This window comes from Flagellimonas oceanensis, from assembly GCF_003992595.1.
GTDB lineage: Bacteria > Bacteroidota > Bacteroidia > Flavobacteriales > Flavobacteriaceae > Flagellimonas > Flagellimonas oceanensis.
In genome coordinates, this window is the sequence record NZ_RZNA01000004.1 from 60461 (window position 1) to 78970 (window position 18510).

Below are 18510 nucleotides of genomic sequence, written 5' to 3' on the forward strand. Positions count from 1 at the left end.
GCCGACGTAATTTAGTCCAAAATCACATGAATTCCTAACGAATGAAACGAATTGTAATCTTCGCATCGGGCAGCGGTTCAAATGCAGAAAATATTATTTCCTTTTTTCGTGAAAAACCGCAAGCGGAAGTCGTTGCCGTGCTTACCAATAAAAACTCGGCCAAGGTACTCGAACGCTGTGACCGACTTGACATTCCTGCATTTTATTTCAACAAGCCCGCTTTTAAAGATTCCAATGCTGTTGTACAGATGCTACAGGGATTACAGACCGATTTAATTGTACTCGCGGGTTTTCTTTGGAAGATTCCATCCAACCTTATCGAGGCATTTCCAGATAAAATCATCAACATCCACCCTGCCTTGCTGCCCAAATACGGAGGAAAAGGCATGTACGGGGACAGGGTGCATCAAGCCGTAAAGGAAAACAATGAAACCGAAACGGGCATTACCATACATTATGTAAACGAAAATTATGATGAGGGCGCCATCATTTTCCAAGCTAAAACCAGTGTGGTCCCTTCTGATGAAGCAACTTCCATTGCCGAGAAAGTGCACCAACTGGAATATGAACACTTTCCAAAGGTGATAGAAAAACTACTGTCCTAATGGCCAAGAAAAAGAAGTTTTATGTGGTTTGGAAAGGAAAGCATCCGGGGATTTTCGAGTCTTGGGCAGATTGCAAGGCACAAATCGATGGGGTAAAAGGAGCACAATACAAGTCCTTCGCCACCTTCGAAGAAGCAAAGAAAGCCTTCAACAGCAACTATTTGGAATATAAAGGTAAATCCAAGGGCAAAAAAGAACTGACTCCGGAAGAGCTTCTCAAAATCGGCGATCCCAATTACAATTCCATTGCAGTGGACGCAGCATCCAGCGGTAACCCAGGAAAAATGGAATATCGGGGAGTAGATACCAAAAGTAAACGGGTGCTTTTTCACCAAGGGCCATTTGAACAAGGCACGAGCAATGTTGGAGAGTTTTTGGCACTTGTACACGGTCTTGCCTTTTTAAAACAGCAGAAGAGTGACCGCATCCTCTATTCCGATTCGAGAATCGCCATTGGATGGGTGCGAAAGAAGAAATGCGGCACAAAATTGACCAAAACAGCCAAAAATGCCCAGCTTTTCGAGCTCATTGAACGGGCTGAAGAGTGGCTTAAAAAAAACCGGTTCAACACTCCGATTGTAAAGTGGGAGACCAAAGCATGGGGCGAAATTCCTGCCGATTTCGGGAGAAAATAATCCGTTTCACGAACAAAGCATCCATTTTTTGATAATTGGAACATCCATGCCGTATATTTGCAGCAAAATTTAGGGAATGGGCAAATTACTGATCGTGGGAACCATGGCTTTCGATGCCATTGAAACACCGTTCGGGAAAACTGGAAGAATATTAGGGGGTGCTGGCACCTTTATTGGTTTGGCAGCTTCACAATTTAAAATAGACTCCGCGATTGTATCCGTAGTGGGAGATGATTTTCCACAATCTTACATGGATATTTTAAAAAACAAGGACATAGACCTTTCTGGGGTTGAAGTAGTGAAAGGTGGAAAAACCTTCTTTTGGGAGGGAAAGTACCACAACGATTTGAATTCCAGAGACACTTTGGCCACCGAATTGAATACTTTGGCCGATTTCAATCCCGTTGTACCCAACGATTATGCCGATGCAGATATCGTAATGCTAGGCAATCTTCATCCCAACATTCAACTGAGTGTAATTAATCAGATGGAAAAGCGACCAAAACTTATAGTTTTGGATACCATGAATTTTTGGATGGACAATACATGGGATGAATTGATGACGGTAATCTCCAAAATCGATGTCATTACCATTAACGATGAAGAGGCGCGACAGATGACCAACGAATACTCTTTGGTAAAAGCTGCCGCCAAGATTCAGGAGATGGGCCCAAAATATGTGGTTATCAAAAAAGGGGAGCACGGAGCTCTCTTGTTCCACGATGATAATATTTTCTTTGCCCCCGCTCTTCCTTTGGAAGAGATTTTTGACCCGACCGGAGCAGGAGACACCTTTGCGGGAGGCTTTGCAGGATATTTGACCGAGGCCGGAAACATTTCCTTTGAAAGCATGAAAAATGCCATTATCCATGGCTCCAATTTAGCATCGTTCTGTGTGGAACGTTTCGGAACCGAACGGATGGTGGATTTAAAAAAGAGCGAGGTCGAAGCCCGCTTGACCCAGTTTAAAGAATTGACGCAGTTCAATATTGAATTAACATAAATGTTTGCCCTGAGAATTTCGGGGCTTTTTTATTTGGTTTGTTATGAGTGATCCCATTAAGCACGAATGCGGAATATCGTTGATCCGTTTGCTTAAACCCCTGGAATACTACAAGGAAAAGTACGGTACGGCTTTTTACGGCGTAAACAAGATGTACCTAATGATGGAGAAACAGCATAACCGTGGACAGGATGGTGCCGGTTTTGCAAGCATAAAAATGGACATGGCCCCTGGGGAAAGGTACATGAGTCGAGTAAGATCGGCACAGCAGCAGCCTATTCAGGATATTTTTGCCCAGATCAACAACCGTATCAACACAGCTTTGACCGAACATCCCGAGCGCGAAAACGATGTGGCCTGGCAAAAAAAGAACATTCCCTACATCGGGGAACTTTTAATGGGACATGTTCGCTACGGCACCTTTGGAAAAAACAGTATCGAGAGCGTTCACCCTTTTTTAAGGCAGAACAACTGGATGCACCGTAACCTAATCGTTGCCGGTAACTTTAACATGACCAATGTTGATGAGCTTTTCAGCAATCTGGTTGAGCTGGGACAGCATCCCAAGGAAAAAGCGGATACGGTAACCGTAATGGAAAAAATCGGTCACTTTTTGGATGATGCAGTGGCCAAACTCTACAAACAGATCAAAAAAGAAGGGTATACCAAAAGAGAAGCTTCCGCATTGATCGCCGAACGTTTGAACGTGGCCAAGATTTTGAGGAAAGCCTCAAAAAACTGGGATGGTGGCTATGCCATGAGTGGACTTATCGGACATGGGGATGCCTTTGTAATGCGTGACCCCGCAGGTATCAGACCCGCATATTATTATCAGGATGATGAAGTGGTGGTCGTAGCATCGGAACGCCCTGTGATACAAACGGTCTTCAACGTCAATTTTGAAGATGTGCATGAACTGGACCCTGGACATGCCGTAATCGTAAAGAAAAGTGGTTCCATGGACCTGAAAAAGATATTGGAACCTACGGAACGTAAGGCTTGTTCTTTTGAACGCATCTATTTTTCCCGTGGCAGTGACAAGGAAATCTACCAGGAAAGAAAAAAATTGGGGAAACTCGTATTTCCCGAGATTTTGAAGTCCATCAACAATGATTTGGAAAACACGGTTTTCTCCTACATTCCGAATACAGCGGAAACATCATTCTTCGGGATGGTAAAAGAAGCCCAGAATTACCTCAACAAGAAAAAAGAGGAACAGATTTTGGCCCTTGGCCCTAATATGAAGGCGGAAGAGCTTCATAAAATATTGAATATTCGACCACGGATTGAAAAGGTGGCCATCAAAGATGCGAAGCTGAGAACCTTTATCACGCAAGATAGCAGTCGTGATGATCTGGTAACCCACGTTTACGACATTTCCTATGGTTCGGTAAAACCCACGGATAACTTGGTTATTATCGACGATAGTATTGTTCGCGGAACTACATTGAAACGAAGTATCCTTAAAATATTGGACAGACTGTCCCCGAAGAAAATAGTAGTGGTTTCCTCCGCTCCACAGATTCGTTACCCTGATTGTTATGGTATCGATATGGCGAGACTTGAAGACTTTGTGGCCTTTAAGGCCTCATTGGCCCTTCATGAAGACCACGGAACCACCCATTTGGTCAAAGAAATTTATGAGAAGTGCCTCACTCAAGTGGATGCGTCCAATAAGGAAGCAGTGAACTACGTAAAAGAGTTTTATGCACCGTTCTCCGCCAAGCAGATTTCCAAAAAGATTGGAGAAATATTGAGCCCCGAAGGCATCAATGCAGAAGTGGAGATCATTTATCAGACCATCGAGGGGCTTCACAGTGCCTGCCCTAAAAATTTGGGCGACTGGTATTTCACCGGAAACTATCCAACACCGGGTGGCAACAGGGTAGTCAACAAGGCTTTTATCAACTTTTTTGAAGGCAAGAACGAAAGAGCTTATTAATCAACAACATAGGAAAAGAGCACAATCTGTGCACTTTATCGATGAAACTAGCAGAACAGCGGGTTTTTATACAACCAGCAACCCGCAATCCTACTTTAGTACTTGCCATAGCATAAGTAGGTTAAGTTCATGGTAAGATTTGGGGCAAAAAAGGTGGAAGCTATTCCACCTTTTTTATTTTCTGCACTTTCCTAAACCATCAAAAAAGCACAACTTTCTTGACATTTATCAATTCCAGTACCCTTTTGAACACTTTAACCCATTTAAGGGAGTTTCGTCTAAAAGCTTAGGTGTGCAAACCATGCTTGGCTTACATTTGGAGAACCATAGCATAAGTAGGTTAAGTTCATGGTAAGATTTGGGGAAAGAAGCCGGAGCGTGCTCCGGCTTCTTTATGTTTGACTACCAAGGATTTATCCATTTTATCGATGAACTGCACGTTTTCTTTTTCTTCAAAAACATAAAATATTTTTTAAAACCCTTTGTTATTTTACACAATACCAGTATTTTAGTCGCGCCATAGCATAAGTAGGTTAAGTTTATGGTAAGATTTGGGACGAAAAGGGTGAGGGCTTCCTCGCCCTTTTCTATTTTAAAATATTGAGCACAAAAAAAGCCGTGCATTAAATGCACGGCTTTTTTAATTATTACTAAACTAGTTGTTATTTGCTAGCTGCATAGTTTTCTGAAACTTTATCCCAATTGATCACATTAAAAAAGGCTGCAATGTAATCTGGTCTCAAGTTTTGATAATGTAAATAGTAAGCATGCTCCCATACGTCCAATCCTAAAATTGGGTAACCACCACAACCTACACCCGGCATAATGGGGTTGTCTTGGTTTGGAGTGGAGCAGATTTCCAATTTTCCTCCTTTATGCACACACAACCAAGCCCAACCTGATCCAAACTGGGTAGCTGCTGCAGAAGAAAATTTCTCCTTGAACGCATCAAAAGAACCAAAAGCCTCATCGATAGCGGAAGCCAGTTCGCCAGATGGGGTTCCTCCTCCATTTGGAGACATTACTTCCCAAAAAAGGCTATGGTTAAAAAATCCGCCTCCGTTGTTTCTAACGGCACTGTTGGACATATCCAATCCCGTAAGGATATCTTCGATTCCTTTTCCTGCCAAATCGGTTCCTTCAATGGCATTGTTCAATTTTGTGGTGTAGCCATTGTGGTGCTTGGTATGGTGGATTTCCATGGTCCTAGCATCTATATGAGGTTCCAATGCATCGTATGCATATGGTAATTTAGGTAATTCAAAAGCCATAATATTCTGTTTTTTTAGGTTATTAATCAATTTACGTAAAAATACGAGTTTTAACATTTATATTCCGCTAAAACCATGTTAACATCAGGTAAGGAATCCTTATTTTGCAGGAAAAAGCTTTTTGGAAGGCTCAAATTTTAAAATATACAGTGCATCTGCAGGTTCGGGAAAGACTTATGCCCTTGCCAAAACCTACCTTTCCTTATTGCTTTCCAACGATTCCCCGATAAAATTCCGTCAGATTTTGGCCATTACGTTCACCAATAAGGCCGTGGACGAAATGAAGACCCGGATATTGGACAACCTCTTCGCTTTTGGTCAGGATCAGGCTCCCGAAAAGCAGAAAAGCCTGTTCGAATCACTTTGTGTTGAACTTTCCCTGACCGAGGGGCAATTGCGGGAACGATCCCAACTCATTTTAAGGCGGATACTCCACAACTATTCCTTTTTTGAGATTTCGACCATTGATAAGTTCAACCATAAAATCATTAAAACTTTTGCTCGCGACCTCCATCTTTCCCAAAATTTTGAGGTGGAACTCAACCTTGATCTATTGCTGGAAGAAGCCGTGGGTAGATTATTGGAGCGAGCCGGCAATGACGAAAAGCTCACTGAGGTCCTAATTGCCTTTTCACTCGAAAAAATTGATGATGACAAGAGTTGGAACATCACTTATGATCTTATCGAAATCGGAAAACTTTTATTTCAAGAGAATCATTCCGAACATTTAGCTCCGTTGCGTGAAAAATCCATCCGGGATTTTCAGGACATCCAAAAACGGATAGCAATAGAAAGCAAGGCTATTGAGGAAAAAGTGGTGCAAATAGCTCAACATGTGCTTCAAGAAATAGAAAGTCAAGGATTTGAGTTTACCGATTTTCCCAGAAAAACCTTGCCCAATCATTTTCAAAAAATGGTTGAGGGGGAATTCAATCCCAAAAACCTATACACCAGCAAGACCTTGGAACCAAATTTGGTCGAAGGAAAATTGCTCAAAGCAAGCGACAAAAGGGATGTTACCCAATTGGCGTCTACTATTTTGGAAGACTATCTGTCCATAAAACGACTGGTTTACAGGCACAGTTATCTCCAAAACATATATGGTAACATCGCACCAATGACGGTCTTGAACGAAATCGCCAAGGAAATCAAGAATATTGAGTTGGACAGGGACATCATTCCCATATCCTCCCTGAACGCGATTCTGTCCAAGGAAATCAAGAACCAACCCGTACCGTTCATTTATGAACGGATGGGCGAAAAATACCGTCATTATTTTATTGATGAGTTCCAGGACACCTCCAAAATGCAATGGGAAAACTTGGTGCCGCTTATTGGCAATGCCTTGGAAAGCGAGGACGAAAAGCACGAACGCGGGTCCCTCTTTTTGGTGGGCGATGTAAAACAGGCCATCTATCGCTGGCGTGGAGGACGTGCAGAGCAGTTCCTGAATTTGATCAATGCAAAATCGCACCCTTTTGTGGTGCAACCCATTATTCACTCATTGGACACCAACTGGAGAAGCTATGATGAAATCGTGAACTTCAACAACAGCTTTTTTACGGAAATGGCCCCAGTGCTGGGCAATGCCGATTATCGTACCCTGTTTTTGAACGACTCCCATCAAAAAACAAACAACAAGCCTGGAGGCTATATTCAAATGTCGTTTTTGGATGCGGATGTGGAAAACAAGGATGATGTCTATTGCGAAGAAACCTTAAAGTCAATTCAACATATTGTTTCCGAAAATCACGCTTATTCAGATATCTGCGTATTGGTGCGGGACAATAAAAAAGGAATGCTGTTGGCGGACTTTTTGGCGCAGCAGAACATTCCCATTATTTCTTCGGATGCGCTCTTGTTGGCAAAGAATGAGAAAGTCATCTTTTTGGTATCCATCCTCCGAATTTTTGAGAATGCAAAAGACCGCGAAGCGGCATACCATATATTGATGTATCTGTCCCCTGATGAAAACGGCAAGCACAACTTCATCAGTAAAAACCTAGAGCAAATTGATTCGTTCTTGGCCTCCGAATACAACTTCAACATGAATGACTTGAAAGGAGAGCCTGTCTTGACCATTTTGGAGACTGCCATTGTACAGTTTGAACTGTATCAAGGTTCCGTGGCGCATCTCTCATTTTTGATGGACGAAGTACTTGATCTGGAAAAAAGGGAAGGGCCCAGTGTGTATGCCTTTTTGAATTATTGGGATGTGAAAAAGGAATCCCTGTCGATTGCCGCACCCGATGGCGTGGATGCCGTGAAAATCATGACCATTCACAAAGCCAAAGGGCTGGAGTTCCCTTTTGTGATTTTCCCTTTTGCCAATGCTATTTTGGATGACAAGCGGAAGAAAAAGAAAACATGGGTACCCGCCACTACCAATGACACAACCTTGGGACTGGATGAGTTCTTGATCAACAACAATAAGGATATGTTGGAATACAACGAGGTGGCTCATCAAAAATATGTAGCAGAAGAACAGAAAACCTTGTTGGATTCCATGAACGTACTTTATGTGGCCCTTACCCGTCCCGTAAAAGGTCTCTTCGTCATTACCGAAACTCACAAGAGAGATATAGCTTCAATTGAAGATGCTAACTCCTACTCGGATCTTTTTCAATGGTATGTGCAGCAAAAAAATATTCCTGAAAATGAAGATGGTTTTTACACTATGGGAACCTTTACATCAAAAGAAGTGATGGTCTCTTCTGTGGAATCGACCGAGAACCACATTCGTTACGTTACCCGACCTAAAGATGATGCCGGGTTTACCATTTCCACCAAATCGGGTCGCTTGTGGGACGATGAACGCATGGAAGCCATCGAAATGGGAAATGTGATCCACTTTGCATTAAGCCAGATTGAAACCATGAACGACGTTGATACCGTTTTGGAACGATTGGAAATCGAAGGACATTTTCCAAAGGAAGCAGGAAGCGACATCAAACAAAAAATAATGGCCGTGGTCAACCATCCTAAATTGAAGGGTTTATTCGCGGACAACCTTCACATATTGAACGAAAGGGAGATTTTGACAACCGATGGTCGTTCCCTCCGTCCCGATAGAATCGTCATTTCCGGAAATGATGCAACCATCATTGACTACAAAACAGGAAAACCATCACCCAAGCACAAAGAGCAAATTGCCAATTATGCGGATATTTTAAGAGAAATGGATTTTAAAATCAAACAATCGGTCATTGTTTATATTGACCAAGAAATAGACCCTATTTTTGTATAAAGCTAATTAAAGATATGTACGGTAAAATAAAAGAACATTTGGCCAAAGAACTGGAATCAATTGAAGAAGCTGGCCTATTCAAAAAAGAACGGATCATCACCTCTCCACAAGGGGCGGTCATAAAAATCTCCACGGGCGAGGAAGTCATCAATTTTTGTGCGAACAACTATTTGGGCCTCTCTTCCCACCCAGATGTTATCCAAGCTGCCAAAGATGTAATGGACACGCACGGTTTTGGAATGTCATCGGTACGTTTTATTTGCGGAACCCAAGATATCCACAAAGAGCTGGAACAGAAGATTGCCGATTTCTACGGCACCGAGGATACCATATTATACGCAGCCGCTTTTGATGCCAATGGAGGTGTTTTTGAACCCCTGCTCACGGCTGAGGATGCCATTATCTCAGATTCCTTGAACCATGCCTCCATTATAGACGGTGTCCGTTTATGCAAGGCCAAACGATATAGGTATGCCAACAACGACATGGCCGACCTTGAGAAAAACCTGAAACAAAGTAATGAAGATGGTGCGCGATTCAAAATAATCGTGACCGATGGGGTGTTCTCTATGGACGGTTTGTTGGCACCACTGGACAAAATTTGTGATCTGGCTGAAAAATACGATGCCATGGTTATGATCGATGAATGCCACGCCACTGGTTTTATCGGTGAAACAGGTAGGGGAACACTTGAGGAAAAAGGAGTGATGGACCGAATCGACATCATTACAGGCACCCTGGGCAAAGCCTTGGGCGGAGCTATGGGCGGATACACTACCGGTAAAAAAGAAATCATCGAGATGTTGCGCCAACGCTCCAGACCTTATTTGTTCTCCAACTCTTTGGCACCGGCCATCGTTGGGGCTTCGATAAAGGTTTTTGAAATGTTGGATACCGATACCTCTCTGCGCGACAAACTCCAGAGCAATACGGAATATTTCAAAAAAGGAATGAAAGAGGCCGGCTTTGATATTATTGACGGGGATTCCGCCATAGTCCCTGTAATGCTATACGATGCCAAGCTTTCTCAAAATATGGCCGACATGCTATTGGATGAAGGGATTTACGTCATAGGATTCTTTTATCCGGTAGTTCCAAAGGACAAAGCACGAATCAGGGTTCAGCTTTCTGCAGCCCATGAGAAAGAACACCTGGACCAAGCGATCAATGCCTTTATTAAGGTAGGAAAGTCGTTAAAGGTCATCTAAATTCGACGAAATGCAGCAATTCTTAGGGCAAATGAGTCAAAAAAAAAGAAATTTAGATTTTGTTAATAAGTCTTAACAACTTACATTTGCTGCTGATAAACACTTAAACTTAAAATTTTGAGCATGAAACATCTTAGCAAATTATTGGTTGTTGCTCTTGTATTTGTAGGGATCAACAGCATACAAGCGCAAGACGAAAATAATCCCTGGCAGGTTAGCATAGGGGTAAATGCGATAGACGCTTATCCTACTAACGATAGTGAAAATCCTTACTCTAGTACAACTTTGTTTGACGAGTATTTCAATGTATCCGATCACTGGAACATTTTACCATCAGTTTCTTACGTTTCCGTTTCCAAGTACGTTGGAGATGGTTTCTCCGTAGGAGCAAGAGGTTCTTTGAATAGAATCGAAAAAATAGGAGATTTTGAGGTTGATGACCTTTCTCACTATGCTATAGATGGTACCATTAAATACAACATCCTTAAAAATACCGTTGTAGATCCTTTCGTAGAAGTAGGCGGTGGTTACACTTGGGTTGATGAAATCGGAGCTGGAACCGTTAACGGTGGCTTAGGTCTTAACTTTTGGTTCTCCGATAACCTTGGTTTGACACTTCAAACACAGTACAAGCACGCATTCGAGGATTACTTGATTTCTCACTTCCAGCACTCTGCTGGTATCAGCATCAAATTTGGTGGAACTGACACTGACGGTGATGGAATCTATGACAAAGACGATGCTTGTCCAGAAGTAGCTGGTTTGGAAGCATTCAACGGATGTCCTGATTCTGACGGTGACGGTATCGAAGATTCTAAAGATGCTTGTCCTAACCAAGCTGGTTCTAAAGAAATGAACGGATGTCCTGATTCTGACGGTGACGGTGTTGCCGATAAAGATGATGCTTGTCCAGAAACTCCAGGTCTTCCTGCACTAGCTGGTTGTCCTGATGCTGACGGCGACGGTGTTGCTGACAAAGACGATGAGTGTCCTAACGAAGCAGGTCCTGCTGAAAACGACGGATGCCCTTGGCCAGATTCTGACGGTGATGGTGTTCTTGACAAAGACGATCAATGTCCAGAAGTTGCGGGTACTGTTGCTAACAACGGTTGTCCAGAAGTAACTGAAGAAGTTCAGAAACAATTGAACGACTACGCTAGAACTATCTTGTTCGATACTGGTAAGTCTTCTATCAAAGCGGAGTCTACTTCTGTAATGGTTGACATCATCCAAATCTTGAACGAGTATCCTACTGCTAAGTTTACTGTAGAAGGTCACACTGACAGCGTAGGTAGCGAAAGCTTGAACCAAAAACTTTCTGAAGAAAGAGCTAACTCTGTTAGAGATTTCTTGATCGACAAAGGAATCGATTCAGACAGACTATCCGCTATCGGTTACGGTGAGGCTAAGCCAATCGCAACTAACAACACAAGAGCTGGTAGAGCACAAAACAGACGAGTTGAAATCAACTTGGTAAAATAAAAAGAAACAAAGTTTTCTAGAAAAAGGCTCCGCAAATGCGGGGCCTTTTTTATTTTTAATCCATGCATGATACTTTCCTTGAATATGTACTGGATGATCTCCTCAGAAAGGAGCTGGATATTACCCAATGCACCTTTGTCCTTCCCAGTAAACGGTCAGGGACTTTCCTAAAAAAGCATATTGCTTCTCGGCTGGAGAAGAACATATTCAGTCCGGATGTGGTCTCCATTCAAGAGTTTATCGGAAACCTATCCGATTTGAACCAAGCATCAAACATTGATTTGTTGCTCCTACTTTTTAAGGTTTATAAGGAATCCCAAATCGAGGATTCTGATGATTTTTCTTCTTTCATCAATTGGGGACAAACCCTCTTGCAGGACTTCAACGAAATTGATGGCTATCTCATACCCGCTACGGATATTCTTAATTACCTCTCCGCTATCAAAGAAATCAACCATTGGTCCGCAAGCAAGGAAAAATCGGAACTTGTGGAGAATTATTTACAGCTCTGGAAGAACCTCGAAACCATCTACAACAATTTTTATGAGGCCCTTCTTGAACAGAAGAGAGGTTATCAAGGACTCATCCAACGAGAAGCGGTAAAGTCCCTTGAAAATGGAGTCTATCAAAATACCCAATCCAATCCCATTATTTTCATTGGTTTCAATGCCCTGAACGCTGCTGAATCCAACATCATTCAACATTACCTGGAACAAGGTAATTCACACATCTATTGGGATATCGATTCCTATTTTTTGAACGACCCCATCCATGATGCAGGATTATTTGTCAGGGATTACCAGTACAATTGGCCCTATTACAAACATGGACACAAAATAGAAACGCAGAACAATTTTCTTCACGATAAAAACATTACAATCACAGGAGTTCCCAAAAGCATGTCACAAACCAAATATGTGGGTCAGTTGTTGGAGGAAATCGGAGAGAAAGAGCATATAGACCTAACCAAAACTGCTTTGGTCCTAGCAGATGAAACCTTGCTGAACCCGATGCTAAATGCTGTACCCAGAAACATACCCGAAGTCAACATTACTATGGGGATGCCGTTGAACAAAACCGTGTTGTACTCCTTTTTCGTCAACTTTTTGGAGCTGCACCTTAACGTTTCGGAGCGTGGTTGGTTTTATAAGAGGGTATTGGAATATATTTCGAACCCATATACGCTGACACTTTCCACAGAAAGTCAAGGAACTTTTGCACAACGCTTGTCAAATGATATCAAGGAGGGCAACTTGCTTTACATTAATGCTGAAGCACTTTCCAAATACCCGAAAGCACAAGAATTATTGTCCGTTATATTCCCTGAGGATACGCTAACCCCAATCGAATGGATCAACAATTGCCTATTGCTCATTGAGCGTTTGAAAATCATTTACCAAGAAGAGAAAAATGCACTGGAACTGGAATATTTGTATCGGTTCTATGCGCTCTACAATCAATTGAAGCAATATTTGGACAAGGTGGATTTTATGGGGGAGCTCAAATCCATCAAAAATCTGTTCAAACAATTGGCCAATATGGAAACCTTGGATTTTATTGGTCAGCCATTGACCGGTTTTCAAATCATGGGGATGCTGGAAAGCCGAAACCTGGATTTTGAGACCGTTATCATTACTTCGGTGAACGAGGGCATTCTCCCTTCGGGAAAGTCCAACAATTCCTTTATCCCTTTTGATGTAAAACGGGATTATGGGCTACCTACTTACAAAGAAAAGGATGCCATCTACGTGTATCACTTTTACAGATTGATTCAAAGAGCTAAGAACGTTTACATTACCTACAACACCGAACCCGATGTCTTGGAAGGTGGGGAAAAAAGCCGATTGATCACACAATTATTGACGGATAAAAATCTGGAAGAACACATTACGCACACCATTGCCACTCCAAAGATTTCCATTGACCCCAAACCACTCATCCAAATTGAGAAGGACGGACAGTTTATGGAAGACTTGAGGACATTTGCCCAAAACGGATTCTCGCCAACCTCTTTGACCAATTACATCAGAAATCCGATTGACTTTTATACGAGAAATATTCTCAAGATCAATGATTTGGAGGAAGTGGAAGAAAATATTGCGGCCAACACCTTCGGGACCATCATTCACGATAGTCTGGAGCAGCTTTATACCCCACTAATCAATCATGTGTTGACGGAAGAACACATCAAATCAATAAAAAATCAAGTACCAGAGATAGTGCAGCATCAGTTTACCCAGTACCTTTCAGGAGTCGATATTTCCAAAGGAAAGTTTCTGTTGGTGTACAATGTTATCCTAAAATACCTGCATAACTTCTTGGAAGATGAACTGCAACAGCTGAAGCGTCATGAAATCAAAATTTTGGCGCTCGAGGAACGCTACGAAGAATTGATTACCGTTCCCGGTTTAGATTTCCCCATCAAACTAAAGGGAACCTTGGACCGTGTGGATGAATTTGACGGAACCCTACGCATTATCGACTACAAAACAGGCAAAGTAGAAGCCAAAAACGTGAAGGTTACGGATTGGGAAACACTCATCACGGATTACGACAAGAGCAAGGCGTTCCAATTGCTCTGTTACGCCTACCTCTATTCCAAAAAGCACGGTAAAAGCGATGTACAGGCGGGAATTATTTCCTTTAAACATTTAAGCAAGGGGTTGCTCCCGTTTTCAGAGGACAAGGATACCCGAATACATGCGGATACCCTTGCAACCTTTGAAAATTATCTCTTCCAATTGATAAGGGAAATCTGCAATGCTGCAGTTCCCCTTACTGAAAAAATAGACTGATTATTTTAAATCGGGACGTGTGGGACGTACCTCTATTTTACTAGGTAAGGTACGTGGGTGCATTGTAAGCAAATCGATGACCAATTTACCGATATCCTCGGGTTGAATTTTCCACGCATCCTTATCCGATGGCTCATTGTTGTTAAAATGACTTGCTACCGAACCGGGCATAATGGTGGTTACCTTTATGTTGTACTGTCTCAAGTCCAACATAGCAGCTTGGGTAAATCCGACGACACCAAACTTGGTTGCGTTATAGCCCGCCGCGGTCGGGAAAAAGTTGGTTCCTGCCAAACTGGCCAAGGTCATGTAATACCCTTCAGATTTTTTAAGGGCATCCACCGATGCCTTTAGTGTGTGATACACCCCATTCAGGTTAGTGTCGATCATTTGATGCCATTTTTCATCCTCCATCTCATCAATAGGGGCAAAATGTCCTACGCCAGCGTTGGCCATTACCACATCCAATTGTCCCCATTTGTCGAGAATGGCGGCTACCGCCTTTATCTCATCCTCCAACTTGGACACATCGGATACCAATCCCAATACGTTATCTGGATTATTTAAACCTTTGACCGCGGCATCGGCACTCTCTTGGCTACGCCCACTTACGGCGACCTTCATGCCCTGCTCCAACAAGCTTTCGGCGATACCGTACCCGATACCCTTGGTCCCTCCTGTGATGTATGCTACTTTTCCTTCTAATTTCATGTTGATTTTGTTTTGAAGTAAAGTTCAAAAAAGCAGGTGTCAATTACAAAAATTCCATCCTAAAGGATGGTTAATGTTTGAATGTCGACTAGACCATTATTCACTTGCCTGAAAAATGGTACTTTTATGTAGTTCTCCAATAAATCGAAACAAGCGAAACACATATCGTCCCGAACATTTCCACTCCCCTGCGGTTACAAGAATATGGCGTTGGTATTTTTAAGGCTCTACCTACCAAATCAGCGCTTAAAAAAGCCCTCAAAAAAAAGTATATTTCCGTTAATGGAATCATTGCTACTACAGCAACCCTGATCACAGGTGGAGAACATATTGTCTTGACCATTCCAAAAGATACTACACCTAAAAAACAACTCATATTTCCCCTCAAGGTGTTGTTTGAAGATGAACACTTAGCCGCCATCCATAAGCCCGCAGGGATTGAGGTAAGCGGAAACAAGTTCAAGACCATCGCCAACGCTTTGTCACAAAACCTTAAGCCCAGTTCGCGAACCGATGCCACCACGCCCCAACCCGTCCATCGATTGGACTATGCCACTACAGGTATTGTTTTGGTGGGCAAAACCCACAGCAGCATCCGAGCATTGAATAAAATGTTTGAGGGAAAAACCATTGCGAAAACGTATTTTGCGGTTGCCATTGGCAAGATGGAGCCAAGCGGAACCATAACCTCCAACATAGACGACAAACCCTCCCATTCGAATTATAAAGTTGTCGAGTCGGTTCCATCGGAGCGTTTCGGCGTCCTCAACCTAGTAAAATTGCATCCCAAAACAGGTAGAAGACATCAATTGAGAAAACATCTGTACAGTTTGGGCAATCCTATACTCGGAGATAAAGATTATGCCGTAGAGAGCTTAATTTTGAAAGGAAAAGGTTTGTACCTCCACGCCTACGCCTTGGAGTTTGAGCATCCGTTTACCAACAAAATCATCTCCATTACCGATGAGCTTCCGGAGAAGTTTGGTAAGATTTTTAGCTAAATTGGAAATGCACCATCAAAATAACTTATAAATAATATTTAAATATGACCAAAACCGACCTTTTCCGAGTCATCATAAAAACCTTTGGTATTTATTGTTTTATTGATGCTCTCTTTCAATTAATTCCAAATCTTTCCTATTCTGGAGGTTTTTTCTCGTTCAGCCTTGTTGTAAGTCTGATTTATTTATTGTCAACTGGGCTCATAGCCTATCTTTTATTGTTTCAAACAGACAGACTGATAAAATTTTTTAGACTTGGGAAAGGGTTTGACACTGAACATGTGGAAACTCGAGGCTTAAACGCAAATGGGCTCTTTAACCTTGGTTTAATTATGTTAGGGCTCCTAATGATTGTAGATAACATTGCCCAGTTTCTAAATTTCTGTTATCTAGCCTTTAAAAAAAAGTTTCCTCAAACGGACTTAATGGAATTGAAGGGGCTATGTCAGATCAGCAACTGGACTATAATTGGTGGATTATCTCTGGACTAAATGTTTTGATAGGTCTAATAATCCTTATCAATTATAAACAAATTTCGAAACTGTTCATTGGCAAAGAAAAAAAGTAGTCCAATTAACACCATAAAAAAGCACCCCGTTCGTGAGGTGCTTTTACATTTTTGGTGGAGAATACCGGATTCGAACCGGTGGCCTCTTGCCTGCCAGCAAGAGGATTACCATATCAATCCAATACAAATAAATACATAATAAATTGTTTTTCAGTATTTTAAATAATTTCGTATTCATTTAATTTCAAATAAAATCACCCATTTGCGTGCAAATTGCGTGCAAATTTTTTTTACCTTTGATTAGGATGAATACCAATATAAAACTTTCTTTAGATACGCGTAGGAAGAAAAAAGATGACTCCTATCCTATTATTTTACGGTTAACCCATTTTCGAAAAACAACTTCCATAAGCTTAGGGCAATCAATAAAAAAGGAATTTTGGGATAATAAAAACGAGAAAGTTAAAAGAGCATTCAAAGGAACTTCATCAGTTAGTAAACTCAATAATCAACTCTTAAAAGAAAAGACCAGAGCGGTCGACATAATTAATGACCTGAACGAAAAGGACGAGCTTAACTTTTTATCCATTTTGCAGCTGAAGAAGAAGATTGTAAAAACCGCATCATTGGATTCATTTTTTAAGTTTAGCGAGGATATTGTCGATGAGTTAAAAGCAGCTGAACGTTATGGTAATGCAAACACATACTACGCGGTAATTAAGGTATTGGAGAAATTCGCTGATGGAAATGATATCAAATTCAACGAAATCAATTATGATTTTCTCAAAAGATTTGAGAACTGGCACTTTTCCAAAGGTAATTCTGTTAACAGTCTATCGACGTATATGAGAACAATCAAAGCGGTCTTTAACAAGGCCATTAAGTCTGATGTTGTTTCTAGAGATGCTTATCCTTTTACACATTATAAGATTAAAACTACTCCTACAGAAAAAAGAGCGCTTGACATTAAAAGCATCAAATCAATTATGCTTTTAAAACTGGAAGAAACGGATAGTCTGTTTCACTATAGAAATTACTTCCTTGCCTCTTACATGCTTTATGGTATTTCCTTTATGGACTTGGCTTTTTTAAGGGTTCAAAATATCATTGACAACCGAATTAAATTCCAAAGAAAAAAAACGTCAAAGCCTTATGATATTAACATCACGCCTCAGTTAAAGGAAATCCTCTCGTTTTATCTTAAGGATAAAGAGAGGTCTGAATTTATATTTCCAATCATTAAAAGAGCCACATTTGAACTTCAATATAAAGACGTCTTATGGGCACGGAAGAGATATAATAAAGGGCTTAAAGAAATTGCAAAAAAATGCAAGATAGAGCAGCGGTTGACCTCATATGTATCTCGTCATAGTTTTGCAACCCAAGCTATGCTGCAGGACGTTCCCTTACAAGCTATTTCTTCCATGCTTGGCCATAATCGACTATCAACTACTCAAATATATCTGAAGTCCCTGCCGAATAATATACTAGACAATTATAATCAGAAATTGGTTAAACTGTAACCTTAACCCTTCCTAGTCCCAAATCCTTACTCACAACTTCAGCGCATGGATCCTGGCCTATTTTTGCAGTGTTTGGGAAGATAAGCGTAAAGCAAAAATAGGATAGGGCGCTGTCCTACTTTTGGCCATTATCCTCCAGCCATTTTTGATATAGTTCCTTTGCCTCTGGGCTTTCTTCAAAGAATGTCCTGTAGTGTTCAATTGCATCATCTTGACCTTCTACATATGCAACCTGTTCTTTCTTGGATATCCTTGACACCTTGTAGATTGAAAAACCAAGGACCAAAAGGACCGTGACCAACAACCCCCAAGTAAGTTTTATGGCCCAACTGGGCAAGAGAACGGACCGCTCTACTTTATGAAGAATCCTTTCCATCAGTCTTTGTTGTTCCTTAATGTCGTTTTTTTGTTTGTTGCCATACTCTTTTAGAAGAGCATTTAATTCGCTGGTATCTGGCCTTAATGGAAGGTTTTTGAAATCCTCATGAACCTTTTCCAATCGGCCGATACTCTTTTCAAATCCGTTGATCTCCTCAGTCAACAGTTCCGCTATCTCGTCCAGTTTTGCCATATTGTTTT

The 18510-nt window shown here is 41.5% G+C and carries 14 protein-coding genes; 11 read left to right on the top strand and 3 right to left on the bottom strand.

The features are described 5' to 3' along the window. Positions 1–41: 41 nt before the first annotated feature. The 4 genes from purN to EO132_RS01945 all read left to right on the top strand — a co-directional run bounded on the left by purN (position 42) and on the right by EO132_RS01945 (position 4185). Entirely contained in the window at positions 42–605 is a 564-nt protein-coding gene (purN, locus tag EO132_RS01930; RefSeq protein ID WP_127136364.1) for a phosphoribosylglycinamide formyltransferase, read from the top strand. Next, positions 605–1240, top strand: coding sequence for a ribonuclease H1 domain-containing protein (locus EO132_RS01935; protein ID WP_127136365.1), 636 nt, complete (start codon positions 605–607; stop codon positions 1238–1240). The genes purN and EO132_RS01935 overlap by 1 nt, the downstream gene beginning before the upstream one ends. 76 nt (positions 1241–1316) lie before the next feature. Next, on the top strand, positions 1317–2243 hold the full coding sequence (locus EO132_RS01940; RefSeq protein WP_127136366.1) for a PfkB family carbohydrate kinase: 927 nt from the start codon (positions 1317–1319) through the stop codon (positions 2241–2243). 43 nt (positions 2244–2286) lie between these two features. Beyond that, the gene (locus EO132_RS01945; protein WP_127136367.1) at positions 2287–4185 is read left to right on the top strand and encodes an amidophosphoribosyltransferase; all 1899 of its coding nucleotides are present in this window, start codon (positions 2287–2289) and stop codon (positions 4183–4185) included. 662 nt (positions 4186–4847) lie between these two features. Here the strand turns inward: EO132_RS01945 and EO132_RS01950 are convergent. After that, complete coding sequence (locus EO132_RS01950) at positions 4848–5456, bottom strand: superoxide dismutase (protein WP_127136368.1); 609 nt, start codon at positions 5454–5456, stop codon at positions 4848–4850. Between the two features lie 121 nt (positions 5457–5577). Between EO132_RS01950 and EO132_RS01955 the strand changes: the two genes are divergently transcribed. The 4 genes from EO132_RS01955 to EO132_RS01970 all read left to right on the top strand — a co-directional run bounded on the left by EO132_RS01955 (position 5578) and on the right by EO132_RS01970 (position 14188). After that, on the top strand, positions 5578–8703 hold the full coding sequence (locus EO132_RS01955) for a UvrD-helicase domain-containing protein (RefSeq protein ID WP_127136369.1): 3126 nt from the start codon (positions 5578–5580) through the stop codon (positions 8701–8703). Positions 8704–8717: 14 nt separating this feature from the next. Beyond that, positions 8718–9911 carry a glycine C-acetyltransferase gene (kbl, locus tag EO132_RS01960; RefSeq protein WP_127136370.1) on the top strand — a complete coding sequence of 398 codons (1194 nt, stop codon included), beginning with the start codon at positions 8718–8720 and terminating at the stop codon, positions 9909–9911. A gap of 123 nt (positions 9912–10034) precedes the next feature. After that, positions 10035–11393 carry an OmpA family protein gene (locus EO132_RS01965; RefSeq protein WP_127136371.1) on the top strand — a complete coding sequence of 453 codons (1359 nt, stop codon included), beginning with the start codon at positions 10035–10037 and terminating at the stop codon, positions 11391–11393. A 62-nt stretch (positions 11394–11455) separates the two neighbouring features. After that, positions 11456–14188 (top strand): PD-(D/E)XK nuclease family protein, encoded by a 2733-nt coding sequence (locus EO132_RS01970; protein ID WP_127136372.1) that lies wholly within the window; start codon positions 11456–11458, stop codon positions 14186–14188. Here EO132_RS01970 and EO132_RS01975 read toward each other — a convergent pair whose 3' ends face one another. Beyond that, positions 14189–14899, bottom strand: coding sequence for an SDR family oxidoreductase (locus EO132_RS01975; RefSeq protein WP_127136373.1), 711 nt, complete (start codon positions 14897–14899; stop codon positions 14189–14191). Between the two features lie 335 nt (positions 14900–15234). Between EO132_RS01975 and EO132_RS01980 the strand changes: the two genes are divergently transcribed. The 3 genes from EO132_RS01980 to EO132_RS01990 all read left to right on the top strand — a co-directional run bounded on the left by EO132_RS01980 (position 15235) and on the right by EO132_RS01990 (position 17931). Further along, a complete protein-coding gene (locus EO132_RS01980) occupies positions 15235–15900 on the top strand; it encodes an RluA family pseudouridine synthase (RefSeq protein ID WP_313781217.1) in 666 nt (221 codons plus the stop codon). A gap of 44 nt (positions 15901–15944) precedes the next feature. Beyond that, positions 15945–16391, top strand: coding sequence for a hypothetical protein (locus tag EO132_RS01985; RefSeq protein ID WP_127136375.1), 447 nt, complete (start codon positions 15945–15947; stop codon positions 16389–16391). A gap of 322 nt (positions 16392–16713) precedes the next feature. Further along, a complete protein-coding gene (locus EO132_RS01990) occupies positions 16714–17931 on the top strand; it encodes a site-specific integrase (protein WP_090292201.1) in 1218 nt (405 codons plus the stop codon). A gap of 115 nt (positions 17932–18046) precedes the next feature. On the opposite strand, the gene EO132_RS01995 is transcribed toward EO132_RS01990, so the two are convergent. After that, positions 18047–18502, bottom strand: a complete 456-nt coding sequence (locus EO132_RS01995; RefSeq protein WP_116216542.1) for a DUF6730 family protein — start codon at positions 18500–18502, stop codon at positions 18047–18049. Positions 18503–18510: the final 8 nt, after the last annotated feature.

Coding starts and splice junctions, on each gene's coding strand:
- EO132_RS01995 (WP_116216542.1), bottom strand. CDS start 18,502: ATGGCAAAACTGGACGAGATAGCGGAACTGTTGACTGAGGAGATCAAC.
- EO132_RS01950 (WP_127136368.1), bottom strand. CDS start 5,456: ATGGCTTTTGAATTACCTAAATTACCATATGCATACGATGCATTGGAA.
- EO132_RS01945 (WP_127136367.1), top strand. CDS start 2,287: ATGAGTGATCCCATTAAGCACGAATGCGGAATATCGTTGATCCGTTTG.
- EO132_RS01940 (WP_127136366.1), top strand. CDS start 1,317: ATGGGCAAATTACTGATCGTGGGAACCATGGCTTTCGATGCCATTGAA.
- kbl (WP_127136370.1), top strand. CDS start 8,718: ATGTACGGTAAAATAAAAGAACATTTGGCCAAAGAACTGGAATCAATT.
- EO132_RS01975 (WP_127136373.1), bottom strand. CDS start 14,899: ATGAAATTAGAAGGAAAAGTAGCATACATCACAGGAGGGACCAAGGGT.
- EO132_RS01985 (WP_127136375.1), top strand. CDS start 15,945: ATGACCAAAACCGACCTTTTCCGAGTCATCATAAAAACCTTTGGTATT.
- EO132_RS01965 (WP_127136371.1), top strand. CDS start 10,035: ATGAAACATCTTAGCAAATTATTGGTTGTTGCTCTTGTATTTGTAGGG.
- EO132_RS01970 (WP_127136372.1), top strand. CDS start 11,456: ATGCATGATACTTTCCTTGAATATGTACTGGATGATCTCCTCAGAAAG.
- EO132_RS01935 (WP_127136365.1), top strand. CDS start 605: ATGGCCAAGAAAAAGAAGTTTTATGTGGTTTGGAAAGGAAAGCATCCG.
- purN (WP_127136364.1), top strand. CDS start 42: ATGAAACGAATTGTAATCTTCGCATCGGGCAGCGGTTCAAATGCAGAA.
- EO132_RS01990 (WP_090292201.1), top strand. CDS start 16,714: ATGAATACCAATATAAAACTTTCTTTAGATACGCGTAGGAAGAAAAAA.